At 62.8% G+C, this 22930-nt stretch carries 25 protein-coding genes and 1 tRNA gene; 11 read left to right on the top strand and 15 right to left on the bottom strand.

Features of this window, described 5'->3' with window-relative positions:
• Positions 1–8: 8 nt before the first annotated feature.
• The 7 genes from GJ699_RS19480 (at position 9) to GJ699_RS19450 (ending at position 7213) form a co-directional block, all read left to right on the top strand.
• Positions 9–647 carry a peroxiredoxin gene (locus tag GJ699_RS19480; RefSeq protein WP_154379323.1) on the top strand — a complete coding sequence of 213 codons (639 nt, stop codon included), beginning with the start codon at positions 9–11 and terminating at the stop codon, positions 645–647.
• Between the two features lie 72 nt (positions 648–719).
• Complete coding sequence (locus GJ699_RS19475) at positions 720–1493, top strand: sulfite exporter TauE/SafE family protein (RefSeq protein WP_154379321.1); 774 nt, start codon at positions 720–722, stop codon at positions 1491–1493.
• A gap of 108 nt (positions 1494–1601) precedes the next feature.
• The gene (cysT, locus tag GJ699_RS19470; RefSeq protein WP_229262184.1) at positions 1602–2477 is read left to right on the top strand and encodes a sulfate ABC transporter permease subunit CysT; all 876 of its coding nucleotides are present in this window, start codon (positions 1602–1604) and stop codon (positions 2475–2477) included.
• A gap of 1 nt (position 2478) precedes the next feature.
• Entirely contained in the window at positions 2479–3369 is an 891-nt protein-coding gene (gene cysW / locus GJ699_RS19465) for a sulfate ABC transporter permease subunit CysW (RefSeq protein WP_154379319.1), read from the top strand.
• Positions 3370–3373: 4 nt separating this feature from the next.
• Positions 3374–4444, top strand: coding sequence for a sulfate/molybdate ABC transporter ATP-binding protein (locus tag GJ699_RS19460; RefSeq protein ID WP_154379317.1), 1071 nt, complete (start codon positions 3374–3376; stop codon positions 4442–4444).
• The gene (locus GJ699_RS19455) at positions 4441–5373 is read left to right on the top strand and encodes a CysB family HTH-type transcriptional regulator (protein ID WP_154379315.1); all 933 of its coding nucleotides are present in this window, start codon (positions 4441–4443) and stop codon (positions 5371–5373) included. The genes GJ699_RS19460 and GJ699_RS19455 overlap by 4 nt, the downstream gene beginning before the upstream one ends.
• A gap of 118 nt (positions 5374–5491) precedes the next feature.
• On the top strand, positions 5492–7213 hold the full coding sequence (locus GJ699_RS19450; RefSeq protein WP_154379313.1) for a methyl-accepting chemotaxis protein: 1722 nt from the start codon (positions 5492–5494) through the stop codon (positions 7211–7213).
• A 6-nt stretch (positions 7214–7219) separates the two neighbouring features.
• On the opposite strand, the gene GJ699_RS19445 is transcribed toward GJ699_RS19450, so the two are convergent.
• Positions 7220–9616, bottom strand: a complete 2397-nt coding sequence (locus GJ699_RS19445) for a TonB-dependent receptor plug domain-containing protein (RefSeq protein WP_195763592.1) — start codon at positions 9614–9616, stop codon at positions 7220–7222.
• 219 nt (positions 9617–9835) lie between these two features.
• Here GJ699_RS19445 and GJ699_RS19440 point away from each other — a divergent pair, with 219 nt between their 5' ends.
• On the top strand, positions 9836–10216 hold the full coding sequence (locus GJ699_RS19440; RefSeq protein ID WP_154379311.1) for a VOC family protein: 381 nt from the start codon (positions 9836–9838) through the stop codon (positions 10214–10216).
• On the top strand, positions 10191–10991 hold the full coding sequence (locus tag GJ699_RS19435; RefSeq protein WP_154379309.1) for an AraC family transcriptional regulator: 801 nt from the start codon (positions 10191–10193) through the stop codon (positions 10989–10991). The genes GJ699_RS19440 and GJ699_RS19435 overlap by 26 nt, the downstream gene beginning before the upstream one ends.
• A 52-nt stretch (positions 10992–11043) precedes the next feature.
• Here GJ699_RS19435 and GJ699_RS19430 read toward each other — a convergent pair whose 3' ends face one another.
• Genes GJ699_RS19430 through GJ699_RS19410 form a run of 5 tightly spaced genes read right to left on the bottom strand, consistent with a single transcriptional unit; the run spans position 11044 to position 15255 of the window.
• Positions 11044–12093: an aldo/keto reductase gene (locus GJ699_RS19430; RefSeq protein WP_154379307.1), complete on the bottom strand. Its 1050-nt coding sequence runs from the start codon at positions 12091–12093 to the stop codon at positions 11044–11046.
• Between the two features lie 7 nt (positions 12094–12100).
• Positions 12101–13141, bottom strand: coding sequence for a quinone-dependent dihydroorotate dehydrogenase (locus GJ699_RS19425; RefSeq protein ID WP_154379305.1), 1041 nt, complete (start codon positions 13139–13141; stop codon positions 12101–12103).
• A 33-nt stretch (positions 13142–13174) separates the two neighbouring features.
• Positions 13175–13903, bottom strand: coding sequence for an arginyltransferase (locus GJ699_RS19420; protein WP_154379302.1), 729 nt, complete (start codon positions 13901–13903; stop codon positions 13175–13177).
• Between the two features lie 39 nt (positions 13904–13942).
• Positions 13943–14671 (bottom strand): leucyl/phenylalanyl-tRNA--protein transferase, encoded by a 729-nt coding sequence (aat, locus tag GJ699_RS19415; RefSeq protein ID WP_371867599.1) that lies wholly within the window; start codon positions 14669–14671, stop codon positions 13943–13945.
• Positions 14668–15255 (bottom strand): NUDIX hydrolase, encoded by a 588-nt coding sequence (locus GJ699_RS19410; RefSeq protein ID WP_154379300.1) that lies wholly within the window; start codon positions 15253–15255, stop codon positions 14668–14670. The genes aat and GJ699_RS19410 overlap by 4 nt, the downstream gene beginning before the upstream one ends.
• A 160-nt stretch (positions 15256–15415) precedes the next feature.
• On the opposite strand from GJ699_RS19410, the gene GJ699_RS19405 reads away from it, so the two are divergent.
• Positions 15416–15492, top strand: a tRNA-Met gene (locus GJ699_RS19405).
• Between the two features lie 21 nt (positions 15493–15513).
• Here the strand turns inward: GJ699_RS19405 and GJ699_RS19400 are convergent.
• The 6 genes from GJ699_RS19400 to GJ699_RS19375 are packed head-to-tail and all read right to left on the bottom strand — an operon-like array spanning position 15514 to position 20691.
• The gene (locus GJ699_RS19400) at positions 15514–15981 is read right to left on the bottom strand and encodes a DUF29 domain-containing protein (protein WP_154379298.1); all 468 of its coding nucleotides are present in this window, start codon (positions 15979–15981) and stop codon (positions 15514–15516) included.
• Positions 15982–16027: 46 nt separating this feature from the next.
• Positions 16028–17068, bottom strand: a complete 1041-nt coding sequence (locus GJ699_RS19395; RefSeq protein WP_154379296.1) for a MerR family transcriptional regulator — start codon at positions 17066–17068, stop codon at positions 16028–16030.
• Positions 17069–17078: 10 nt separating this feature from the next.
• Positions 17079–17786 carry a class I SAM-dependent methyltransferase gene (locus GJ699_RS19390; RefSeq protein ID WP_371867604.1) on the bottom strand — a complete coding sequence of 236 codons (708 nt, stop codon included), beginning with the start codon at positions 17784–17786 and terminating at the stop codon, positions 17079–17081.
• A 44-nt stretch (positions 17787–17830) separates the two neighbouring features.
• Entirely contained in the window at positions 17831–18730 is a 900-nt protein-coding gene (locus GJ699_RS19385; RefSeq protein ID WP_154379293.1) for a DNA-3-methyladenine glycosylase family protein, read from the bottom strand.
• Entirely contained in the window at positions 18727–19611 is an 885-nt protein-coding gene (locus tag GJ699_RS19380; protein ID WP_154379291.1) for a DMT family transporter, read from the bottom strand. The genes GJ699_RS19385 and GJ699_RS19380 overlap by 4 nt, the downstream gene beginning before the upstream one ends.
• Before the next feature lie 57 nt (positions 19612–19668).
• A complete protein-coding gene (locus GJ699_RS19375) occupies positions 19669–20691 on the bottom strand; it encodes an XdhC family protein (protein ID WP_154379289.1) in 1023 nt (340 codons plus the stop codon).
• 2 nt (positions 20692–20693) lie between these two features.
• On the opposite strand from GJ699_RS19375, the gene GJ699_RS34205 reads away from it, so the two are divergent.
• Positions 20694–20864 (top strand): hypothetical protein, encoded by a 171-nt coding sequence (locus tag GJ699_RS34205; RefSeq protein ID WP_195763602.1) that lies wholly within the window; start codon positions 20694–20696, stop codon positions 20862–20864.
• Here GJ699_RS34205 and GJ699_RS19370 read toward each other — a convergent pair.
• Genes GJ699_RS19370 through dut form a run of 3 tightly spaced genes read right to left on the bottom strand, consistent with a single transcriptional unit; the run spans position 20861 to position 22868 of the window.
• Positions 20861–21265: a surface-adhesin E family protein gene (locus tag GJ699_RS19370; RefSeq protein WP_154379287.1), complete on the bottom strand. Its 405-nt coding sequence runs from the start codon at positions 21263–21265 to the stop codon at positions 20861–20863. The genes GJ699_RS34205 and GJ699_RS19370 overlap by 4 nt on opposite strands.
• 15 nt (positions 21266–21280) lie before the next feature.
• On the bottom strand, positions 21281–22381 hold the full coding sequence (locus GJ699_RS19365; RefSeq protein ID WP_195763591.1) for a M48 family metallopeptidase: 1101 nt from the start codon (positions 22379–22381) through the stop codon (positions 21281–21283).
• Positions 22382–22406: 25 nt separating this feature from the next.
• Positions 22407–22868, bottom strand: coding sequence for a dUTP diphosphatase (gene dut, locus GJ699_RS19360; protein ID WP_154379283.1), 462 nt, complete (start codon positions 22866–22868; stop codon positions 22407–22409).
• Positions 22869–22930 lie beyond the last annotated feature (62 nt).

The raw sequence follows: 22930 nt of genomic DNA, 5'->3' as shown, positions 1-22930 counted from the left end.
GAACAACTATGACTATTCGTCTGGGCGATACCGCGCCTGATTTTGAACAAGACTCGTCGATCGGCAAACTGAAGTTCCACGAGTGGGCTGGCAATTCGTGGGTGGTGCTGTTCTCGCACCCGGCGGATTTCACCCCGGTCTGCACCACCGAACTGGGCCTGACCGCCAAGCTGAAGCCTGAGTTCGACAAGCGCAACGTCAAGGCGATCGCGCTGTCGGTTGACCCGGCCGAGTCGCACGCCGCGTGGATCAAGGATATCGAAGAGACCCAGAAAACCGTGGTTGGTTTCCCGATCATCGCCGACGCCGACCGTAAAGTGGCGACGCTGTATGACATGATCCATCCGGAAGCCTCGGCTACCGCCACCGTGCGCACGCTGTTTGTCATCGACCCGAACAAGAAAGTACGTCTGAGCATCACTTATCCAATGTCGACCGGCCGTAACTTCGACGAAGTGCTGCGCGTAATCGATGCGCTGCAACTGACCGACGGCTACACCGTGGCCACGCCGGGCAACTGGAAAGATGGCGATGACGTCATCATCCCGCTGACCGTGCAGGATCCAGAGGTTCTGAAGCAGAAGTATCCAAAAGGCTACACCGCCGAGCGTCCATACCTGCGCGTGACGCCACAACCGAACAAATAAGCTTATAAGTTTTCCGTTGTTTGGAAATTTCCCCTCAGTAGTTACCCTTCGGGGCTACTTTGGGGAAATTCTATGGATTTGCAGTTTGTTGCATCTGGTTTTGCAGTAGGCCTGCTGGTCGGCATGACCGGCGTCGGCGGTGGTTCCCTGATGACCCCGCTGCTAACCTTGCTGTTTGGCATACACCCGGCCGTTGCGGTCGGCACCGATCTCGCCTTCGCCTCCCTGACCAAAGGGGTAGGCACTTTCACCCACCGCATGCGCGGCACCGTCCATTGGGACATCGTGCGACTGCTGTGCCTGGGCGCCTTGCCGGCGGCCGTATTGGCCTCGCTTTCCCTCAAACATTTCGGCACCCTTAACCAGGAAATCGGCCAGATCATCCGCTATATGATCGCCACCTCGGTGCTGCTGACTGTGGTTGCGCTGCTGTTCAAGCGCAAGATGCTGGCCTGGATCACCGCCCACCCCGAGCGCCAGCTGCAGGGCGCCGCGCTGCGCAACGCAACCATCTTCAGTGGCGCCGTGCTGGGCATACTGGTGACGGTATCCTCGATTGGCGCCGGCGCGATTGGCGCCACGCTGCTGGTGATGCTGTACCCGCGCCTGACCGCCGCCGAAGTGGCCGGCACCGACATCGCCTACGCGGTGCCGCTGACCGCGATTGCGGCCTTCGGCCACTGGTGGCTGGGCTCGATCGACTGGACGCTGTTGCTGACTCTGCTGGTCGGTTCGGTGCCCGGCATTACCCTGGGCGCCTACGCCGCCCGCTCTGTGCCGGAGCGCCTGTTGCGCGTGCTGCTGGCCTGCACATTGGTGGCTGTAGCCGCCAAGCTGATTTTCTAATCTATATATCCGAAACTCATAACAACATGAGAAATGCTTCGTTTGTAATATGAAGCCGAGGTGAGATTATGGCGCCCTTATAGAAGGATTTGTAATAAGGGAGCCTCCATGTCTGCAGTTCTCGCCGCGCCCGCCACTGGCACGCCAGTGGTCGCCAAGGGCGCACCATTCCGCGTCATGCCGGGTTTCCGGCTGTCGCTGGGATTCACCATTTTCTATCTGACGCTGATCGTCCTGATCCCGCTGTCGGCCGTGTTCCTCAAGACTTTCACCCTGACTTGGGAGTCGTTCTGGGCCACAGTGACCTCGGCCCGCGTGCTGGCTTCTTACAAGCTGACGTTTGGCGCCTCGCTGCTGGGGGCCTTTATTAATGTCATCTTTGGCGGGATTGTGGCCTGGGTGCTGGTGCGTTATGAATTCCCTGGCAAACGCATTGTGGACGCGCTGGTCGATCTGCCGTTCGCGCTGCCGACCGCCGTGGCCGGCATCACGCTGACCGCGCTGTATTCGGCAAACGGCTGGCTCGGCCGCTATATCGAAGGCGAGTGGGGCATCAAGGTGGCGTTCACGCCCATCGGTGTGGTGATCGCGCTGACCTTCATCGGTCTGCCATTCGTGGTGCGTACCGTGCAGCCGGTGCTGGAAGATGCCGAGCGCGAACTGGAAGAGGCCGCCGCCAGCCTGGGCGCCAACGCCTGGCAAACCTTCTCGCGCGTGGTGTTCCCGACCATTCTGCCGTCGCTGATGACTGGCTTCGCGCTGGCCTTCGCCCGCGCCACCGGCGAATACGGCTCGGTGATCTTCATCGCCGGCAATATGCCGATGGTGTCGGAAATCACGCCGCTGTTCATTATTACCAAGCTGGAGCAATACGACTATGCCGGCGCCACCGCGATCGCGGTAGTGATGCTGGTGGTCTCCTTCATCCTGCTGTTGGCCATCAACCTGTTGCAAGCCTGGGCTCGCGGAAAGTCGGATAAATAAAATGAGCGGAGCTCCTGTTACTCAAGTGCGCCGTGGCGAACTGCCGTCGAAGGCGGACATTCTGGAACCGCGCTGGGTGCGCGGCGTGCTGATCGCCATCGCGCTGCTGTTCCTGACGCTGTTCCTGTTCGTGCCGCTGGTCTCGGTATTCTATGAAGCGCTGAAAAAAGGCTGGGATGCCTATCTCGCCGCCATCGTCGAGGAAGACGCGATTTCGGCCATCAAGCTGACCCTGATTACAGCGGTGATCGCTGTGCCGCTGAATCTGGTGTTTGGCGTCGCCGCCTCGTGGTGTATCGCCAAGTTCGAGTTCCGTGGCAAGAGTCTGCTGCTGACCTTGATCGACCTGCCGTTCTCGGTATCGCCGGTGATCTCCGGTCTGATCTACGTGCTGCTGTTCGGTGCCCAGGGTTATTTCGGCCCATGGCTGATGGACCACGACATTAAGATCCTGTTCGCGGTGCCGGGCATCGTGCTGGCCACCATCTTCGTCACTTTCCCGTTTGTGGCGCGCGAGCTGATTCCGCTGATGCAGGCCCAGGGCAGTGAAGAGGAAGAGGCCGCCATCGTGCTGGGCGCGTCCGGCTGGGATACCTTCCGCCGCGTCACGCTGCCGAACATCAAGTGGGGGCTGCTGTATGGCGTGATCCTGTGTAACGCCCGTGCCATGGGTGAGTTTGGCGCGGTGTCGGTGGTGTCCGGCCACATCCGTGGCGAGACCAACACCATGCCGCTGCAGGTCGAGATTCTGTACAACGAATACAACTTTGCCGCCGCCTTTGCCGTGGCGTCCCTGCTGGCTCTGCTGGCGCTGGTGACGCTGGTCGTGAAATCCTTTATCGCCTGGCGCCTGAACGAATCCGTCGCCGACGACGCACGCACTTCGGAGTAATACCATGACGATCCAAGTTAAAAACATCAACAAGCGCTTTGGCGATTTCGTCGCGCTTAACAATATCTCGCTGGACTTCCCGCAAGGCGAACTGACCGCGCTGCTGGGCCCGTCCGGCTGCGGCAAGACCACGCTGCTGCGTTGCATCGCCGGTCTGGAACATCCGGATTCGGGCCAGGTGCTGCTGGAGGGGCAGGATGCTTCCAGCAGTCACGTGCGCGAGCGTCAGGTTGGCTTCGTGTTCCAGCACTACGCGCTGTTCAAGCACATGACGGTGTTTGAAAACGTCGCCTTCGGCCTGCGCGTCAAGAAGCGTTCCGAGCGTCCGTCGGAAGAGCAGATCCGCCGTAAGGTCAAGGATCTGCTGGAACTGGTGCAGCTGGATTGGCTGGCCGACCGCTATCCGCCGCAGCTGTCCGGCGGTCAGCGTCAGCGGATCGCCCTGGCGCGCGCGCTGGCCGTTGAACCGCGCGTGCTGCTGCTGGACGAACCGTTCGGCGCGCTGGACGCCAAGGTGCGCAAGGAACTGCGCCGCTGGCTGCGTCGCCTGCACGACGAACTGCATGTGACCTCGATCTTCGTCACCCACGACCAGGAAGAGGCGCTGGAAGTGGCCGACCAGGTGGTGCTGATGAACAAGGGTAACGTCGAGCAGATCGGCGCGCCGGACGAGGTGTACAACCACCCGGCCTCGCCGTTCGTGTACGGCTTCCTGGGCAACGTCAACGTGTTCCACGGCCGCGTCGAAGATGGCGTGCTGGCCAGCGGCGACGCCAGCTTCAACGTGCCGGGCCAGCCTGGCGCTGGTGGCAAGGGCACGGCCTACGTCCGGCCGCACGAGCTGGACGTGGACCGCTACACGCCGGGCGCCGAAGGCATTGTGGTCAAGCTGCGCCGCGCGCACGCGATCGGCCCGCTGGCCCAGCTGGACCTGGAACGCGGCGACAACGCCGAATTGATTGAAGCAGTGATCCCGAACGAACGTTTCAGCAGCCTCGGCCTGAAAGAAGGCGAGACCCTGGTGGTGCGTCCGAAACGCCTGCGCGTGTTCGTGGACGAAGGAGCATCCATATGAATTTTCAACAGCTGCGGTCCATCCGCGAAGCCGCCCGTCGCGGCTATAACCTGACCGAAGTGGCGAATGCCCTGTTCACCTCGCAGCCTGGCGTGTCGCGCCAGATCCGCGAACTGGAAGACGAACTGGGCGTGGTCATCTTCGAACGTAACGGCAAGCGCCTGACCGGCATGACCGAGCCGGGCAAGGGCATCCTGAAAATCATCGACCGACTGTTGATCGAGGCCGAGAATCTGCAGCAGGCCAGCCTGGAATACACCGGCCAGCAAAGCGGCACGCTGAGCGTGGCGGCGACCCACACCCAGGCGCGCTATGCGCTGCCGAAAGTGGTGCAGAGCTTCCGCACCGCCTATCCGGACGTGCGCATCGCTCTGCAGCAGAGCGCGCCCGAGCATATCGCGGAATGGATTTTGTCCGGCAAGACCGATATCGGTATTGCCACCGAGGGTTTGTCGCAGTTCCCGGATCTGGTGTCGTTCCCGTGCTACCGCTGGAGCCATTTGATCGTGGTGCCGGACGGCCATCCGCTGCTGGCGCGCTCGCCGATCAAGCTGGAAGACCTGGCCGAGTTCCCGCTGATTACCTATGACGTCGGCTTCACCGGCCGTGGTCACATCGACGCGGCGTTCGCCAATGCCGGCGTCAAGCCGGACATCGTGCTGACGGCGATGGACTCGGACGTCATCAAGCAGTACGTGTCGCTCGGCCTGGGCGTTGGCATTGTCGCCTCGATGGCGTTTGATCACGGCCGCGACAAGGGCATGCGCGCGGTCGAGGCCTCGCACCTGTTCGCGCAGAACACCACCCGGCTGGCGGTGCGCAAGGGTGCTTACCTGCGTTCCTACGCCTACCACTTCATCCAGCAGTTCGCGCCGGACCTGAGCCGCGCCGACATCGACGCCGCACTCAACAACGGCGAAACGGTCTGACAATATTGCTGCCGCTACAGCACTGTGGCGGCGGCAGGACAATCGTCAAATTTTCCCCGGCCGCGCCCGGTGTCTGCCCATATACTGGTTGCTTGCATCCAACTGCGGGGGACACATCATGGGTTTCGGTAATTGGAAAATCGGCTACCGCCTGGCGGCCGGTCTGGGCGTGGCGATCCTCTTCATGATCGGCATTGCCGTCACCGGCATCAGCAACCTCGGCAAGCTCAACCACAACACCAAGGATTTGGCCATCGACAAGGTGCCCAAGGTGATACTGGCTTACGAAACGATAGGCGGTCTGAACGATATTGCCCGCGCCATGCGCAACGCCATGCTGTCCACCGATCCGGCCGTGGTCAAGGCCGAGCTGGAACGGGTGGAGAAGCGCAAAATCGAAAACGCCGAGCGGCTCGACAAGCTGGGCAAGCTGATCGCCGATGACAACGAACCTGAAAGCAAGGCCAAGCTGCAGGCGGTGCTGGACGCGCGCGAAAAATATCTGGTGGTGCAGACCGCCTTTGTGTCGATGTCGGCCGACGCCAGCAAGCGCGATGAAGTGGTCAAATATCTGCTGACCACGGTGCGCAAGGAACAGACCGCCTACCTGAATGCGCTGACCGACATGGTCAAGTTCCAGAACGCGGCCATCGAGAACGCCAGCGCGGTGGCGGAGCAGGCTTACTTCAGTTCGCGCACCACCATGATTTTGCTGACCGTGGTCGCGGCCGCGCTGGCGGCGTGGGTGCTGTATGTGATTACGCGCAGCATCACGCAGCCGCTGAATCGCGCCGTGGGCATGGCGCAGGCGGTGGCCGGCGGCGATCTGACCATGCAAATGGAATGCAACACCACCGACGAAACCGGCCAGTTGCTGCGCGCGCTGATCGACATGAACGAGTCGCTGGCGCGCACCGTGGGCCAGGTGCGTTCGGGAACCGACACCATCACCACCGCCTCGAATGAAATCGCCAGCGGCAATCTGGATCTGTCGTCGCGCACCGAGCAGCAGGCATCCAGCCTGGAGGAAACGGCGTCGTCGATGGAGGAACTGACGTCCACCGTGTCGCAGAACGCCGAGCATGCGCGTCAGGCGACCAAGCTGGTGGGCGCGGCCAGCGAGTACGCCACCAAGGGCGGACAGGTGGTGGGCGAAGTGGTCAGCACCATGGGCGCGATCAAGGAAAGCTCTAGCAAAATTGTCGACATCATCAGCGTGATTGACGGCATTGCGTTCCAGACCAACATTCTGGCGCTGAACGCGGCGGTGGAAGCGGCGCGCGCGGGCGAGCAGGGCAGGGGCTTCGCGGTGGTGGCGTCGGAAGTACGGACGCTGGCGCAGCGCTCGGCGGCGGCGGCCAAGGAGATCAAGGAACTGATCAGCCATTCGGTGGAAACCGTGGACACCGGCGCTGCGTTGGTCGACCAGGCCGGCGCGACCATGGACAGCATTGTGCAGTCGGTGCAGCAGGTGGCCGAGATCATGCATCAGATTAGCGCCGCCAGCAGCGAGCAGAGCACCGGCATTGAACAGGTCAACCAGGCCATCGTCTCGATCGACGATGTGACGCAGCAGAATGCCGCGTTGGTGGAGGAAGCCGCCGCAGCGGCGCAAAGCATGCGCGATCAGGCGGATTTGCTGGCGCAGGCGGTCAGCGTGTTCAAGCTGGCGGGACAGCCAGCGTATGCGGCGCTGCCGGCGCGCAAGCCGGCGGTGGCGCGGGCTCCGGCCGCCGTGAGTGCGGCGGCGCGTCCACGGCCGCCGGCCAAAAAAATTACCGCTCCGGCCAAGCCCGCCGCGACGGCGGCGAGTGGCGAGAGCGGCTGGGAAGAGTTTTAACCCGGCTTACCAGCTGTAGCTGGCCTTGGCGTAGTAGTAGCGACCGTTGAAACCGTTAGGCGCCCAGCCGCTGTACGGGTAGATGCCGTTGGTGTTCAGGTTGCCGGCCGAGGTGACCTGGTCCGGATAACGGTTGGTCACGTTGTCGATACCGGCGCTCAGACGCCACGCCTTGCTCAGCTTGACGCTGCCCGACAGGTCCAGCACCCATTGCGGATCGTAGGTCTGATCCAGCGCGGCGTTATTCTGCGGCACGGTGAAGCTGCCGTAGCGGGTGACCACGGCGCGCGCGCCCCAGTTACCCAGCGCCCAGTCGGTGGTCAGGCCCAGCTTGTCCTTCGGCGAGCCGACCGTGATGCGGTTGATGGTCTGGCGGTCGATCAGCGTCAGGCCGTTGGCGGTCAGGATGGCCGGGTTGGCTTTGACGTTTTCCACCGTGCTCTTGTTGTGATTGTAGGCGGCGGTGAAATCGAAACGGCCGGCGCCGCTGGTATCCCAGCGATAGGTGCTCAACACATCGAAGCCGGTGGTGCGGGTGTCGATGGCGTTGGTGAAGTAGCGGCCGGCGCCTACCAGGATGCCTTGTGCGGCCAGCGCGTCTTTCAGCGTCTGGTTCAGCGTCATGTTGGCCGACAGCGCGATGCGGTCGTCGATGTCGATGCGGTAGGCGTCGATGGTGGTGGTCCAGTTGCGGGTCGGTTGCAGTTGCAGGCCGAGGCTGTAGTTGCGGGCTTTCTCCGGTTTCAGCGGCGTCGCGCCGAGCGCGGTGGCGGCGGCGCTACCGACCGCGAAGGTGCCGGTTTCGATTGGCGTGTTGACGCCGTTGACCACCGAGAAATTGGTGGTGGTGATGGTGTAGTACTGCTGCGCCAGCGACGGTGCGCGGAAGCCGGTCGAGGCGGTGCCACGTAGCGAGATCCAGTCGTTGAAGGCGTAGCGGGTCGAGCCCTTGACCGAGGTGGTGTTGCCGAAGTCGCTGTAGCGCTCGTGGCGCACGGCGGCCGAGGCCGAGAACTGCTTGGTGATTTCGGCCTCAAAGTTGGCATACACCGATTTGTTGTCGCGGCTGTTGCTGCCGGCGTTGACCGGACGGAAGCCGGAGAAGCCCTGCGCGCCGCTGCCGTAGTAGGACGCTTCGTCGCCGGCGCCGATCTCGTACACCTCGCGGCGGTACTCGGTGCCCAGCGCCACCGTCAGCGGGCCGCTGAAAGCTTCGACCGGGAAGTCCTTGGCGATGTCCACGTTCAGCAGCGATTGCGAGCTCTTCAGGCGGCCGGCGTAGAAGTGGGTAGGGCTGGATGCGCCCAGATCCTGGTTGACGGTGTTGTCCAAGTTCAGACGGAATTCATTTTCGCCATAGTTGGCGCTGACATCCCAACGCCAGCCCGACACTTCACCGCGCAGGCCGGTGACCAGCGAGCCATCGGTCGAGCGGCTGTTTTCCAGCGGCAGGAAGCCTTGCGGGAACAGCACCGAACGCAGCGCGGTGCCGTTATAGGCGGTACGCCAGGTGGCGGCGGCCGAGGTGTCGCGCTGGCCGTAGTTGGCGAAGGCGTACCAGTCGATGTCCTCATTGACGTGGTACTCGCTGTTGACGAACAGCGTTGCCGGTTTGGTTTTCGGATCACCGAAGCGCTGGTTGACCTGGCCGTAGCGCGGCTCGGCCGGATTGCGGTAATCGGCGCCGGCGCGGTTGGTTGGATCGCGGTCGGCCACATCCACCGCCAGGCGTACCCAGCCGTTCTCGCCCAGGTTCAGGCCGCCCGAACCGCGGAACGAGCGGGCGCGGCCGTCATGCTTCTGGTATTCGCCAAAGCCGACTTCGGCTTCGCCGCCAGCCGCGCCTTTTTTCAGAATGATGTTGATGACGCCGGCAATCGCGTCCGAGCCGTACTGGGCGGCGGCGCCGTCACGCAGCACCTCGATGTGATCGATGGCCGACAGCGGAATCGCGTTCAGATCGACCGGCGCCGAGCCACGGCCCTGGGTGCCGTTGACGTTGACCACAGAAGAAGTATGACGGCGCTTGCCGTTGACCAGCACCAGGACCTGGTCCGGCGACAAGCCGCGCAGCTGGGCCGGGCGCACCGCGTCGGACGCGTCAGCGCCGGACGGGCGCGGGAAATTCAGCGACGGCAGCACGCGGCCCAGCACCGTGGCCAGCTCGGTCGAACCGCTGGCCTGCAGCTCCTTGGCGCCGATGATATCGACCGGCGACTCGGTATCGATGGTGCGGCGATTCTTCGCATACGTACCGGTGACCACCACCGACTGTAGCTCCCCATCGGCCGGCGCGCTGACCTGGGCGCTGGCGTGCAGCGTGGTCATCATCAGGCCGCCCAGCAGCAGGGCGTGAGGCAAAGGAGCAAGGGCAAAGCGTGGTGCGGTACGGCGATTCAACATGTTAACTCTTTCTTTTATAGTTACAGTAATGAACTAATCTTATATGCCAGCCCCCGGATCGGACACGAATCGTTATAAATTAATATATATGAATTTTGAATAATGTTGTTACAGCGCCACCCTTGTGGCGTGTAGAGGTAAAAAACTGTCATTTCATCGGTGGCGCGCCAAGGTTGGCGGCACTATAGTGGTTTGGTCGCCACTCTTGCGGAGAACGAAATGCCAGCCACCCTGCGTCACTTTGCCATCAACGCCGACGACGTCGGCCGCGCCCGCACTTTTTACGAAAGCGTATTCGGCTGGCGTTTCGACCCGTGGGGGCCGCCGGGCTTCTACCAGATCAAGAACGCCGGCCAGGGTGTGCTGGGCGCGCTGCAGCAGCGACGCGAGCTGGCACCTGGCGTGCGCATGAGTGGCTACGAAGCCAGCATGGGCGTAGCCGACCTGCGCGCCACCATGACCGCGATCGAAGCCAGTGGCGGCCGCATCCTGATGCAGCCCTACCGGATCGACGGCGTGGGCGAGCTGATCTACTTTGAAGACACCGAAGGCAACTTGGTCGGTGCCATGCAATATGAGCCCGACTTCCGCTTCCCCTGAGCGCGTGGACGGCGACGGTTACGACATCCGCACACTCGCGCTGAGCTTTCGCGCCGGCGCCGCCATCGGCGAGCACAGCCATAGCTGGGGACAACTGGTGTTTGCCGCCTCTGGCGTGATGCGGGTAGTGACGCGCGACGCCGCCTGGTTGACACCGCCGACGCGCGCGATCTGGCTGCCGGCAGGGCTGGAGCACCGCATCGACATGCAAAGCGCGGTCGCCATGCGCACGCTCTACATCGCCGCCACGCGCGCCGTACCGTTGCCGGAAGCGCCGATGGTAATCGCGGTAGCGCCACTGCTGCGCGAACTGATCCTGTACATCCTCGGCATCGGCATGCTGACGCCGGCCGACCCCTCGCACGAACGGCTGGCCGGCCTGCTGATCGAACTGCTGCTCAACGCCGAAACCGAAGACCTGACGCTGCCACTGCCGCGCGACACCCGCGCCCTGAAACTGGCCCAGCACTGGCAAGCAAACCCGGACGACGAGCGCGGGATAAGCGAACTAGCGGCCGACTGCGGCGCCACCCTGCGCACCCTGCAGCGCCTGTTCCCACGCGAAACCGGATTAACCATCGAAGCCTGGCGCCAGCGCGCGCGGCTGCTGCACGCGATAGTGAGCCTGTCGAGCGGCGCCAGCGTCACCCACGCCGCCCTGACGTGCGGCTACCGCAGCCTGGCCGCCTTCAACACCGCTTTCCAGCGCCACTTCAACACCACCCCCAAAAAATACGGGGTCAGGTCCATCATTTCTACACGAGCTCAGCTGTAGCCGTACGGCTACAGCTGAGCTCGTGTAGAAATGATGGACCTGACCCCGGAGTTTATTGGCCGGGGTTGGTGATGGTGGCGTGGATTTGGTCGATCTGTTTGATCAGGTCCAGCGGCAGGCGGATGCTGTAGGCGTCGATGTTGTGCTGTAGCTGCTCCAGGCTGGTCGCGCCGATGATGGTGGCGGCGACGAACCAGCGGCTGTAGCACCAGGCCAGCGCCAGTTGTGTTGGTGTCAGGCCGTGCTCGCGTGCCAGTTGGGCGTAGCGCGCTGCGGCCGCTACTGTCGCCGGACGCAGGTAGCGCGGGCTCCAGGTCGGTGGGAACAGGCTCAGGCGGCCATGCGCTTTGGGATTGTCGAGATATTTGCCGGTCAGTTGGCCGAACGCCAGCGGGCTGTAGGCCAGCAGGCTGACGTTGTCGCGGTAGCAGGTTTCGTCCAGCAGGCTGGTCTCGAAGCCGCGCGCGCTCAGGTTGTACAGGTTCTGGATGGTGGCGATGCGCGGTAAGCCTTTCAGCTCGCTTTGCTTGATGAATTCGCTTACGCCCCAGTTGGATTCGTTGGAGATGCCGATCGCGCCGATCTTGCCCTCTTTGATCAGGTCGCCCAGCGCGCTCAGTGTGTCTTCGATCGGCACGCTGGCGCGCTCGCGCTTGGGCAGGAAGACGTTGTTGCCAAACACCGGCACGTTGCGGCTGGGCCAGTGTAATTGGTATAAATCGATATGCTCGATTTGCAGCCGCCGCAGACTGGTCTCGACCGCCGCCCGCAGATTGGCGGCGTCGAAGTTGCGCGCCCGTCCGCCGCGCACCCAGGTGACGCTGGCGTTCGGCCCGGCCGCTTTGGTGGCGATCACCATCTTGTCGCGTCGGCCGGTCTTCTTCAGCCAGCTGCCAAGGTGGCGTTCGCTCGTGCCCTGCGTCTCGGCGCGCGAGGGCGCTGGGTACATTTCAGCGGTGTCGATAAAGTTGATGCCGCGCTCGACGGCGTAGTCGAGCTGGCTATGGGCGTCGGCCTCGGTGTTCTGCTCGCCCCAGGTCATCGTGCCGAGGCAGATGCGGGAAACGTGCAGATGGCTGCCACCCAGTTGGACCTGATCCATTCGGCTCTTAACGGCCGCGCAAGGCGTCGGCGCAGTCCTTGATCAGCGCCGGGCCGGCGTAGATCAGGCCGCTGTACAGTTGCACCAGCTGGGCGCCGCACTCCATTTTCACGCGCGCGTCCGAGCCCTGCATGATGCCGCCGACGCCGATGATCGGCAGCGCATCGCCCAACTCGGCCTTGAGCAGCCGAATCACGGTGTTCGAGAACTGGAACACTGGCGCGCCCGACAGGCCGCCCGCTTCGGCGCCATGCAGCATGCCATTCACCGCGTCGCGGTTGAGCGTGGTGTTGGTGGCGATGACGCCGTCGATCTTGTGACGGATCAGCGCGTCGGCGATGTTCTTGACCTGGTCGCCATCCATGTCCGGCGCGATCTTCAAGGCCAGCGGTACGTAGCGCTGGTACTGGTCGGCCAGGCGCAACTGCGCCTCCTTCAGCGTGCTGAGCAAGCCATCCAGCTCGGAGCCGCCCTGCAGCTGACGCAGGTTCTTGGTGTTGGGCGAGGAAATGTTGACCGTGACGTAGCTGGCGTACGGATACACTTTTTCCAGGCAATGCAGATAATCGTCGGTGGCGCGCTCGATCGGGGTGTCGGCGTTTTTGCCGATGTTCAGGCCCAGCACGCCTTCCTTGTTCTGGTAGAAGCGTGATGCCTGCACGTTGGCGACAAAAGCGTCGACGCCGCCGTTGTTGAAGCCCATGCGGTTGATGATGGCGTGCGCTTCCGGCAGGCGGAACATGCGCGGCTTGGGATTGCCCGGTTGCGCGCGCGGCGTCACGGTGCCGACTTCGATCGAGCCGAAACCAAGGTCGGCCAGCGCGTCGATGTAAGCGCCATCCTTGTCCAGACCGGCGGCCAGGCCGACCGGGTTTTTAAACGTGATGCCCATGACGGTGCGCGGATCGGCCTTGGGCTGGGCGACCAGCTTGGTCAGTCCCAGCGCGGCGGCGCGTTTCAGGGCGGGCAGGGTGAAGTGGTGGGCCGCTTCGGCGTCCATCGAGAACAGCATTGGACGGGCCAGGGAATACAGGAATTTGTTGGACATGGGGCGCTCTGGTGTTAGTTCGCCCGTATTTTATCAGGCGTCCAGCACGCTCCACACGCCTTTGATGCGGGCTTCCAGCGGCTTGAAGTTGGTTTTATAGGACATTTTCGGGCTTTCCTGGATCCAGTAGCCGAGGTAGACATACGGCAGCTTGAGCTCGCGCGCCTGCTCGATTTGCCACAGCACATTGAAGGTGCCATACGAGGCGCCTTCGATATCCGGATCGAAGAAGGTGTACACCGACGACAGCCCGTCCGACAGTACGTCGATGATGCTGACCATGCGTAGCGTACCGTCCGGCTCGCGGAATTCCACCAGCCGCGTGTTGACCCGGCTTTGCAGCAGGAATTGCGCGTACTGGTCGCGGCTGTCCTGGTCCATGCCGCCGCCGGCATGGCGCCGGCTCTGGTAGCGCAGATACAGTTCGTAATGCTCGTCGGAGAACGATAGCGTGGCGACGCCGGCCATCAGGTTGCCGTGGCGGATCCAGGCGCGGCGCTGGGTGCGGTTGGGCTTGAACTCATCGGCCACTACGCGCACCGGGATGCAGGCCTGGCAACCATCGCAATATGGACGATAAGTAAAGATGCCGCTGCGGCGGAAACCGTTCTTGACCAGCTCGGAATAAACGTCGGCGTTAATCAAATGCGAAGGCGTAGCCACCTGCGAGCGAGCCTGGCGCGCGTCCAGGTAGCTGCAAGGGTAGGGCGCCGTGGTATAAAACTGCAGCGTCGCGAAAGGCAGGTCGTTCAGGTACGTCATGCACGTCCTATCGGGCGGTGGTTGTGTCTTTATGGTAGCTTAACCGGCTGGGGCCAGTGGTGCAATTGGTTCCCATGCGGTGATCTGAGGCAATTCAATACTGTTGCGCAGATGCGCCAGGAATTGTGCGCGCGGAATCGGCGCCGCGCCCAGCGAGGCCAGGTGGCCGGTCTCTTGTTGACAATCGATCATCTGCACGCCTTGTTCGCGCAGAAAGCGCACCAGGTAGGACAAGGCGATCTTGGAAGCATCGGTGACGCGCGCGAACATCGATTCGCCATAAAACATGCGGCCGATGCTGACGCCGTAGGCGCCGCCGACCAGTTCATCATCCAGCCAGACTTCGGCCGAATGTGCATAGCCCATGCGGTGCAAGCCGCCATAGCCGGCAATGATGTCTTCCGAAATCCAGGTGCCGGGGCCGTCGCGGCGCGGCTCGGCGCAAGCGCGCATCACTTGTTCGAAGGCGCTGTCGAAGCGCACTTGCCAGCGGCCGCCTTCCTGTCGGCTGCGCTCGACCTTGCGCAGGGTTTTCTTCAGCGAGTCGGCGATGCGGAATTGGTCGGTCATCAGCACCATGCGCGGGTCGGTGCTCCACCACAGGATAGGCTGGCCTTCGGAAAACCACGGGAAGATGCCATTCTGGTACGCCATCAGCAGGCGCTGCGGCGACAGGTCGGCGCCGGCCGCCAGCAGACCGGGCGCGTCCTTCGTCAGCGCTTGCGCGACGTCGGGGAATGGGGTGTGGATGTCGAGCCAGGGGATCACGTGGGTTCGTTATCCGAGCGCATGTTGCGGGTGATGTCCTGGGTGTGGAAGCCGTAGCTGCCGCCTTCGCGGATTTTGACGCGGTCGGCAAAGAACAGTTCCAGCGTGGTGCGGATGGTGGGGAAGGCCAGGTCATCCCACGGGATGTCCTGCTCGCGAAACAGTTGCACTTCCAGGCTTTCCTCGCCGGGCGCGAAATCGAGGTCCAGCAGTTCGGCCAGGTAGAACATATGGACCTGGTGCACGCGCGCCACGTTCAGCAGCGTGAACAGATTGCCAAGCTTGATATTGGCGCCAGCTTCTTCACGGGTTTCGCGCGCGGCGGCTTCGCCAGTGGTTTCATTGTTTTCCATGAAGCCGGCCGGCAGCGTCCAATAGCCGTAGCGCGGTTCGATCGCGCGCTTGCACAGCAGCACTTGCAGTTCGCCGTCACGCTCCCATACCGGGATCGAACCCAGCACCATTTTCGGATTCTGGTAATGGATGGTGGCGCAGCTGGCGCTGGTGCACACGTAGCGGGGGCGGTTGTCGCCAGCCGGGATGCTGAGGCTGACGGGGGAGGCGCATTCGGAACAGAATTTCATAAACAAGGGATCAAGTCGGTTTTATGCTTACTTTACACCGATTGCCGGCTGCGCGGCGTGTCTGCCGGCGCGGGCGAATGGCATTTATTCGATCTATCATCGGAGATGTTGGGATTAATATTGCCTAAGCGACGGATTTGCCCTATAATAACGGCACAGACGCGGGGTGGAGCAGTCTGGCAGCTCGTCGGGCTCATAACCCGAAGGTCACAGGTTCAAATCCTGTCCCCGCAACCAAATTCGAAGCCGTTGATGCCGTTAGGGATCAACGGCTTTTTCGTTTTCGTCGGGAAAAAAGTCCTCGTCAAGGACTTGCGATGTGGTGTACGGGCATTTGCGCGGAAAAATGGACAGCGGCAACCGGGTTTCTTGCGCGGCGTCCCTCACCGCTTTCGGATAGGCATCCATGACGTATTCGTCCAGCGAGGGACGCAAGCTGGGCATTTGCTTTAGCACGGCGTCTATTTTGAGGCGGTGCTGATGGATGGTCTGCGTCCAGCTTTTGCAGATTCGCTGCGGCTGGTATTGGTATTTGAGCAAATGGCTGATTAAGCCTCGCATCCGGTGTGCCACCTGGCGTTTGTCTTTGCGCACTTCGTACCCCAGCTCGGAGATGATGTTTTCCACATCCAGCTGATCGAATTTGCCGGCGCGCAGCAGGGCGATCTGGGTTTCAGTCCAGATCAGGGCGTCGGTTTCGTAGAGGCTGTTGGTATGGTCGTCCATAAGACACCATCGTAGGGCGGGGATCAGGCTTGTACTTTATGCCGTATCAATCGTTGCCGCAAGCAGCCACGGCCTGGCGGATGTAGGCCACGGTGGCCGGCTTGACCCAGGTACCTTTCAGCAGATCCGGTTCGTTGTCGTGCGCCAGGTCGATCTTGGCCTGGAGTTCCGGGCTGCCGCCGGTATGTTCGTTGATCATGCGCTGCCATGCGCGCGCCAGCGCTTGCGATGTCGGATCTTCCGGCGCCACGCCGTTTTCCATCTGGCGCTGCAGGTCGAGATACAACTGGGTCGAGGCGGCGCTGGATTGGTTCATGCCGGCGCGCAGCGTCTGCATTTCCGCTTCGTTGAGGTATCGGGCGTAGAGCGCCATCTTGCGCGCTCTGAACGCTTCGCCCAGATAGATGTATTGTTTGACCTTGTCGCTGATCGGCGATTGTTCGCCTGCGTGCTTCTGCTGCACCAGCATGGCGTTCATGCGGATCGCGAATTCGAGATTGGCGCCGGTGTCCTGCTCCAGCGCTTCCATCCAGCGTTGTGCCAGCGTGGTGGCCTCCACGCTGTCGGTCGACACGCCGCGCGCCATCAGCGCTTGCAATTCCGCCGTCATCGCGCGCCACCTGGCGTTGCGGCGCGCGTCCTGCTGCCAGAACGGCAGGCGGCGCAGCTCTTCTGGCGTAAAGTATTCTTCGTACAGCTTCATGTGCTCCAGGGCGCCGAGCCAGTCTTCCAGTTCGGGCGCGCTGTCGCCTTCCATCTGCTGTTGCAGGCGGCTCAGTTGTCCGCGCAGTGTGGAGGCTTGTTCGATCTGCTTGTCCAGCGCAGCGATCTGCTGCGAGACCACGTCGGCAAACGGCGCGTCGGAGCTGGCGAGAAAGGTGGCGATGTCGGCCAGCGACATGCCGAATTTGCGCAGCGCCTGGATCTTGTGCAGGCGCGCGACGTCGTCGCGGTTGTACAGGCGATAGCCGGATTCGGCCCGTGCCGATGGCTTCAGCAGGCCGATGTCGTCGTAGTGATGCAGCGCGCGTACGGTGAGGCCGGAACGCGCGGCCAGTTCACCGATTTTCAGTACGTTCTTCTCCATGCGTCATAGTTTAAACCGTGGCGCGCATCAGGCGGAAAATTCCGCTGAGCGGCGCGCCGTAAAGCGTTTGCAGCGCGCTTGCGTCGAAGTCTTCGATGTGGCGGTAGCCGTGGTGGTGCAGCATGTGTTGTAGCAGCGGCGGCTCGAAGCTGCTGTGCAGATGCTCGCCCTGTGCCGCCAGCGTGCCAGCGACGAAGTCCAGTCCCGCGCATTCCTGTTCGCTCAGGTGGCGCCGGTGCACGCAGTAGTCGAATACGATGCTGCTGCCTGGTGCGCAGTCGGCGATGTCACGCAGGGTGAGCATCACCTGGTCCGGCTTCAGGTAGATGCTGACGCCGAGCCAGCAGAAGCAGGCTGGCAGCGCGGGATCGAAGCCGGCTTGTTGCAGGTCCTCGCTCAGCGCGCCGGTGGTGAGGTCGGTGGAGACATAGCTTACCGATAGCGGCTCGGGAATGTCGGCCGCGCGCAGGCATTCGCGCTTCCATTGCGTCATGGCGGGCAGGTCGACTTCAAACACGCGCGTGTCAGGCGCCAGCGGGGCGCGATAGGCGTAGGTATCCAGCCCCGCGCCGAGAATCACGTATTGCCGCACGCCGCGCTGCTGCGCTTCGTGCCAGCTGTCTTCCGCGAGTCGGGCGCGAACCGCCATGGTGGCGCGCATGGCGGTGGCGGTGATCCAGGCGCTTGGTTTCTGCATGCTGCTCTCCTTGTGGTTGATATGGAGAGCGTAAAGCCTGACGTTGCGTGAGGCTCAAGCGGTTTTTAGTCGCGCGGGTGCAGACTGGCCCACAGGTGAGCGGCGGCCATGGTGCGGTGAGGGCTGTAGCGGGTCAGAATGTCTTCGGTCTGTTTGATGTCGGGACGCTGGTCGGCGCCCATCAGCGTTTGCAGCGCGGCGCGCACGGCGACGTCGCCGTGCAGCGAGCAGTCGGCATAGCCATAGCCGCGCAGCAGGCCGTAGTTGACGGTCCACGGGCCGATGCCTTTGACGGCCAGCAGCGCGGCCGAGATCTGGTCGATGCTGTTGTCGTCCGCCAGTTCCAGCCGCAATTCGCCATTGGCGACCAGGGTGGCGAGGCGTAGCAGCGTTTCCGCTTTGGCGCGCGAGAATTTGCGGCTGGTGAGATCATCCACCGACAGGGCGGCTGCGCTGTCCGCGTCCGGGTAGCACCACAAGCCGCTGCTGTGCTGGCGGCCGGCCTGCAGAATGAAACTGCGGCGCAGCGCGATCGCGAACGACAGGTTGATCTGCTGGCCGATGATGGCCCAGGTCAGCGCTTCAAACACGGTGGCCGATTGGACGATGCGCAGGCCGGGCTGCTTGCGCGCCAGTGCGCCGAACAGTTTGTCCTTTTTGACGAAGGCGCAGAACGGCGCCGGATCGATGCGCAGGCCGAGGATATTGAGCACCGCCTCGCGCGCCTGTTCGCGTCCCGCCGCGCTGAGCGGGCTGTCCGCTTGCACGCTGACGCGTGCTTCGGCACCGGCACCGGCGGGCGGCAGCGCGATGTCCAGCACCACCGGCACGCCATCCAGCAGCACGCCCTTGCGCAGGCGTTCGGCGCTGACTTCCTCCGCAATGCTTTCGGCATCGCGACGGTGGAAGGCCAGCACGTCGTCCAGCCGGTAATCGGGCGGCAGCGCCAGTTTGTAGGGCTTCATGCGCTGCGTGCGCTCAGCCGGAAGCTGGGACGGAAGCCGGTCACCAGCGCGGTACCGGTGATGACGATGGCGGCGCCGGCAAAGGTGTACCAGCCAACCGTCTCACCCAGGAACAGCACGCCCCACAGGATGCCGAACAGGGGACTGAGGAAGGTCACCGTCAGCGCCGACGACGGGCCGACGTCCTGAATCAGCCGGAAGTAAATCAGGTACGCCACGCCGCTGCACAGCACCGCCAGCGCCAGCACCGCTGCCATGATGCCGACCGTCGGCTCGCCAGGCGCCGGGAAGAACGGCACCACCGGCAGCACCATCAGCGCGGAGGTCCACATCGAGCCGTGCGCGTTGGCGAACGGCTCCACCGCCTTGGCCTGCTTGGCGTAATTGCTGGCGATGCCGTAGTTGAAGGACGCGAACAGCACCGCCGCGATCGCGATGCCGGCACCAGGCTTGGAGCTGACGTGATCGAAGCCCACCAGCAGCGCGACACCGCAGGTGCCAAGCGCGAGGCCGAGCAGCACTTTGCCGCTGACCATGGTGCGCGACCAGACGGCGGCAATCAGCGTGCCCCACAGCGGCGTGGTGGCGTTCAACACCGCCAGCACCGAGGCCGATAGCGTGCGCGCGGCAAACGCGAACATCAGAAACGGCAGCGCGGAGTTGAACAGGCCGAGGATGAAGTAGTGCTTCAAGTTCTTGCGCAGGTCCAGCGACTTTTTCAAAAAGACACCGACGACCGCCAGGAAGATGGCGGCGAACAGCACGCGGTATTCGATCAGCACCGCAGCGCCCAGCACCGGCGCGGCAATGCGCATGAAAAGGAAGGAACCGCCCCAGATGGCGGCCAGCAGAATAAGACGGAGTAGGTTGGCGGTGTTCATGCGGGTATTGTCGCGTATGGGAGGGCGGTGGACTAGTCGGTTCTTGCTGTTGAATTGCTACACGGCGCCGCTTTGCACCACGCAGACGGCGTCGCCCGCTTTGGTGGGCGCGGCGGCGTGCGGCACGATCATGTCGGTGGGGACGCCGTTTTTAATCGCCGTCATCTCGGCCAGAATCGAGATGGCGATTTCAGATGGCGTCTTGCTGCCGATGTACAGCCCGATCGGGCCGTGCAGGCGCGCCAGCTGTTCCGGCGACAGGTCGAATTCCAGCAGCCGTTCGCGGCGCTTGGCGTTGTTCTTGCGCGAGCCGATGGCGCCGACGTAAAAGGCATCCGACTTCAGCGCCTCCATCAGCGCCAGGTCGTCCAGCTTTGGATCATGGGTCAGCGCCACCACCGCGCTGCGCCGGTCCAGCCTCAACGACAGCACGATATCGTCCGGCATATCGTGCACCAGCTGCACGCCATCCACTTGCCAGCCGGCGCGGTACTCTTCGCGCGGATCGCAGACGATGACATGGTAATCCATGGCGGTGGCAATCTGCGCCAGGAAGCGCGACAGCTGGCCGGCGCCGATAATCAGCAGCCGCCAGCGCGGGCCGTGGATGGTAACCATGGCCTGCTCGCTGACCTGCAACTGCGCGCCCGGCGCGGCGCGCGACAGTTCCACGTCGCCGTTGTGCAGGTCGACCCGACGCTGCACCAGTTCATGCCGCTCCAGCCGTTGCAGCAGTTCGTCGATGCGGCTGCGTTCCGACAGCGGCTCGATCGACAGTTCGATGGTACCGCCGCACGGCAGGCCGAAGCGGTGCGCCTCGTCGGCGGTGATGCCGTAGCTGACGATTTCCGGCACGTTGCGGCTGATGCCTTCGTCGCGCACGCGCGCGATCAGATCATCCTCGATGCAGCCGCCGGACACCGAACCGATTACCGTGCCATCTTCGCAGATGGCCAGCGTGGCGCCGATCGGGCGCGGACTGGAACCCCAGGTCTTGATGACCGTGATGAGTTCACAGCGCTTGCCAGCGGCGATCCAGCTGGCGCTGGTTTTCAATACTTCGAGGTCGATGGAGTCCATGAATGGAATATACTACGGCTCTTCAAACATTGCAGGGAATAGCGATGCCAGGTAAAGAAGATGACGGCGCACCCAAATTCGGTCGCCTGCTGATCGTGCTGATCGTCGCGGTACTGCTGTGCGTCGCGCTCACCTGGCTGATGGCGACGGTGTTCCCAAATTTCCCTGGTTAGAGCTTGCAGGCGACTTCCAGCGCGCTGTCGAATGGACTGTCCGGCACAATCTCTTCCGGATTGAACTTCTCGAATTTGTAGTTTTCCACCGGCTCGCCCTTGCCCATGGCGTCGGGGTAGTAGATCTGCGCCATCAGGGTGCTGGTGTGGTCTTCGCACGCATACGTGTGCAGCATTTTCACCGAGCGGTACAAGCGGCCTTCCGGCGTTTTTTGCATGCGGGTGTAGCTTTGCATTGACCACACCTTGCGGGTTTTGTCGGTCTTCACCACGCTGGCTTTGTCGATGTAGTAGCTGGCGCCCTTGGCGCCGCCGGTGCGCACCCATTGCGCCGCCTGCGCCGAGCCGGCCGCCAGCAACATCAGCATTAACGCGACTGCGATCAGGCCGACTTTATTCATGGCGCGCTCCTTCAATCAGGGAACCAGTGGCAGATTGGCCGCTTTCTTCTTGCGGATGTCGGCCACGCTCTTGTCGATGGCGGTCAGGCGATAGGCCAGGCTTGGATGGTTGGCGGTGTAACCGTTCAGCACCGTGGCCGGATACTGCGTGGCGAGACGCTGCCAGAAGGCGTGCGCGCCGCTGATGTCATAGCCGGCACGCGCCACCATGTACAGCGACAGCTGGTCAGCCGCCGCATCCAGTTCCGGCGGCATCGGCTTGACGCCGGCGGTCCCGATCAGCATCGTCAGGTCCGGGCGCACCGCGACCAGATTGTCGATGATGCCGCCCACCGTGTAAGCCTGCTTGGTGGTCGCGGCATGGCCCAGCACATTGTGGGCGATGTCCTTGGCCAGCACGTAGGCGATGGCGTCGTCGCTCTGCGCGAAGTTGACCATGCCGCGCGTGATCATCACGCGCTGGCCGTCGGAATAGGCGTTGATGTTGTCCGAGTTGCCGATGTCGATCTTGAAGGCGCAGGCGCGCGTCACCGGCACCCGCAGTTGCTGATTGACGCCGGCGCGCTGCACGGTCAGATTGAGGAATTTGTTATTGGTCACCAGCGGGCCAAGAATGGCCGCCGCTTCGGTTTCGGCATTGGCGCCCACCGGCAGCAGCTTGCCTTCGGCGGCGATCAGGGCGTCACCCTTGCGCAGGCCAGCGCGGGCGGCGCCGCTGCCGGCCAGCACGGTGGCCACTTCCAGGCGGTCGCCGTAGTTCAGCACTGCGGCGGCGGCATCGGAAAATTCGCCGGGATAGGAATATTTGTTCTTGGCGGTGAAGCCGAGCAGGTTGCGCGCCTGGGTGCGGCACAGGTCCGCATTGTTGATCAGCAGCGGGCCGGCCACGCGGTACAAACGATCCTGCAGCGTCACCATCTGGCTCAGTTGCTGGCGCGCGGCCGCCATTTTGGCGGTGACCACCGGCGGCGCTTCGGTCGCGGTACTGACCACGGCGGGCGCCGGCTCCGGCGCGGCGGGCTTGGACTGGAAAGTGGAGCAGCCGGTCAGCGCGATCGTAGCCGTGGCCGCAGCCAGCGCCAGGGATAAGGTGGTGAATTGATTGATCTTGTTCATCCCTGTGTGCATCTCCATTTGCTTGTTAGTTCTTGCCGGTACTGCCGAACCCCCCCTGGCCGCGCGAGGTTTCGGTAGTGAAGTTGTCGACAAAGTTCAGCGCAACTTGAACAACCGGCTGGAACATCAATTGTGCAATGCGGTCACCAGGCTGTACAACATAGTCTTCGTTGCCAGAGTTGGCCAAAATGACGCCGATTTCGCCGTGGTAGTCCGAATCAATGACGCCAATGCCTTGTGCCACATGCACATGATGCTTCAGCGACAGGCCGGAACGCGAAGCCACAATGGCTACCAGGCCAGGGTCCGTCATGTTGATCGCCAGCCCGGTTGGAATCAGCTTGCGGTCTCCTGCGGGAATGGTGAGCGCTGCGGTGATACAGGCGCGCAAGTCCATTGCGGCGGAACCGTCAGTGGCGTAGGTCGGCAGCGGAACTTCTTTGCCCAGGAGATCGTTAACAATTCGGGCTTCAATACGTCTAAACATGTTCTAACCAAGTAGTGATTTGGCGTGATTGTAACCGAAACGGCTGGGATGCCGCGTCTGCG

The organism is Duganella guangzhouensis, from assembly GCF_009674535.1.
Classification (GTDB): Bacteria; Pseudomonadota; Gammaproteobacteria; order Burkholderiales; family Burkholderiaceae_D; genus Rugamonas; species Rugamonas guangzhouensis.
Note: the sequence above shows the minus strand (reverse complement) of the source record. Positions and strands in the feature narration are given on the sequence as shown.

What these genes read in the sequence shown, in the direction of transcription:
- GJ699_RS19480 (WP_154379323.1), top strand. Translation starts at nt 9, where the DNA reads ATGACTATTCGTCTGGGCGATACCGCGCCTGATTTTGAACAAGACTCG.
- GJ699_RS19475 (WP_154379321.1), top strand. Translation starts at nt 720, where the DNA reads ATGGATTTGCAGTTTGTTGCATCTGGTTTTGCAGTAGGCCTGCTGGTC.
- cysT (WP_229262184.1), top strand. Translation starts at nt 1,602, where the DNA reads ATGTCTGCAGTTCTCGCCGCGCCCGCCACTGGCACGCCAGTGGTCGCC.
- cysW (WP_154379319.1), top strand. Translation starts at nt 2,479, where the DNA reads ATGAGCGGAGCTCCTGTTACTCAAGTGCGCCGTGGCGAACTGCCGTCG.
- GJ699_RS19460 (WP_154379317.1), top strand. Translation starts at nt 3,374, where the DNA reads ATGACGATCCAAGTTAAAAACATCAACAAGCGCTTTGGCGATTTCGTC.
- GJ699_RS19455 (WP_154379315.1), top strand. Translation starts at nt 4,441, where the DNA reads ATGAATTTTCAACAGCTGCGGTCCATCCGCGAAGCCGCCCGTCGCGGC.
- GJ699_RS19450 (WP_154379313.1), top strand. Translation starts at nt 5,492, where the DNA reads ATGGGTTTCGGTAATTGGAAAATCGGCTACCGCCTGGCGGCCGGTCTG.
- GJ699_RS19445 (WP_195763592.1), bottom strand. Translation starts at nt 9,616, where the DNA reads ATGTTGAATCGCCGTACCGCACCACGCTTTGCCCTTGCTCCTTTGCCT.
- GJ699_RS19440 (WP_154379311.1), top strand. Translation starts at nt 9,836, where the DNA reads ATGCCAGCCACCCTGCGTCACTTTGCCATCAACGCCGACGACGTCGGC.
- GJ699_RS19435 (WP_154379309.1), top strand. Translation starts at nt 10,191, where the DNA reads ATGAGCCCGACTTCCGCTTCCCCTGAGCGCGTGGACGGCGACGGTTAC.
- GJ699_RS19430 (WP_154379307.1), bottom strand. Translation starts at nt 12,093, where the DNA reads ATGGATCAGGTCCAACTGGGTGGCAGCCATCTGCACGTTTCCCGCATC.
- GJ699_RS19425 (WP_154379305.1), bottom strand. Translation starts at nt 13,141, where the DNA reads ATGTCCAACAAATTCCTGTATTCCCTGGCCCGTCCAATGCTGTTCTCG.
- GJ699_RS19420 (WP_154379302.1), bottom strand. Translation starts at nt 13,903, where the DNA reads ATGACGTACCTGAACGACCTGCCTTTCGCGACGCTGCAGTTTTATACC.
- GJ699_RS19410 (WP_154379300.1), bottom strand. Translation starts at nt 15,255, where the DNA reads ATGAAATTCTGTTCCGAATGCGCCTCCCCCGTCAGCCTCAGCATCCCG.
- GJ699_RS19400 (WP_154379298.1), bottom strand. Translation starts at nt 15,981, where the DNA reads ATGGACGACCATACCAACAGCCTCTACGAAACCGACGCCCTGATCTGG.
- GJ699_RS19395 (WP_154379296.1), bottom strand. Translation starts at nt 17,068, where the DNA reads ATGGAGAAGAACGTACTGAAAATCGGTGAACTGGCCGCGCGTTCCGGC.
- GJ699_RS19385 (WP_154379293.1), bottom strand. Translation starts at nt 18,730, where the DNA reads ATGAAGCCCTACAAACTGGCGCTGCCGCCCGATTACCGGCTGGACGAC.
- GJ699_RS19380 (WP_154379291.1), bottom strand. Translation starts at nt 19,611, where the DNA reads ATGAACACCGCCAACCTACTCCGTCTTATTCTGCTGGCCGCCATCTGG.
- GJ699_RS19375 (WP_154379289.1), bottom strand. Translation starts at nt 20,691, where the DNA reads ATGGACTCCATCGACCTCGAAGTATTGAAAACCAGCGCCAGCTGGATC.
- GJ699_RS34205 (WP_195763602.1), top strand. Translation starts at nt 20,694, where the DNA reads ATGGAATATACTACGGCTCTTCAAACATTGCAGGGAATAGCGATGCCA.
- GJ699_RS19370 (WP_154379287.1), bottom strand. Translation starts at nt 21,265, where the DNA reads ATGAATAAAGTCGGCCTGATCGCAGTCGCGTTAATGCTGATGTTGCTG.
- GJ699_RS19365 (WP_195763591.1), bottom strand. Translation starts at nt 22,381, where the DNA reads ATGAACAAGATCAATCAATTCACCACCTTATCCCTGGCGCTGGCTGCG.
- dut (WP_154379283.1), bottom strand. Translation starts at nt 22,868, where the DNA reads ATGTTTAGACGTATTGAAGCCCGAATTGTTAACGATCTCCTGGGCAAA.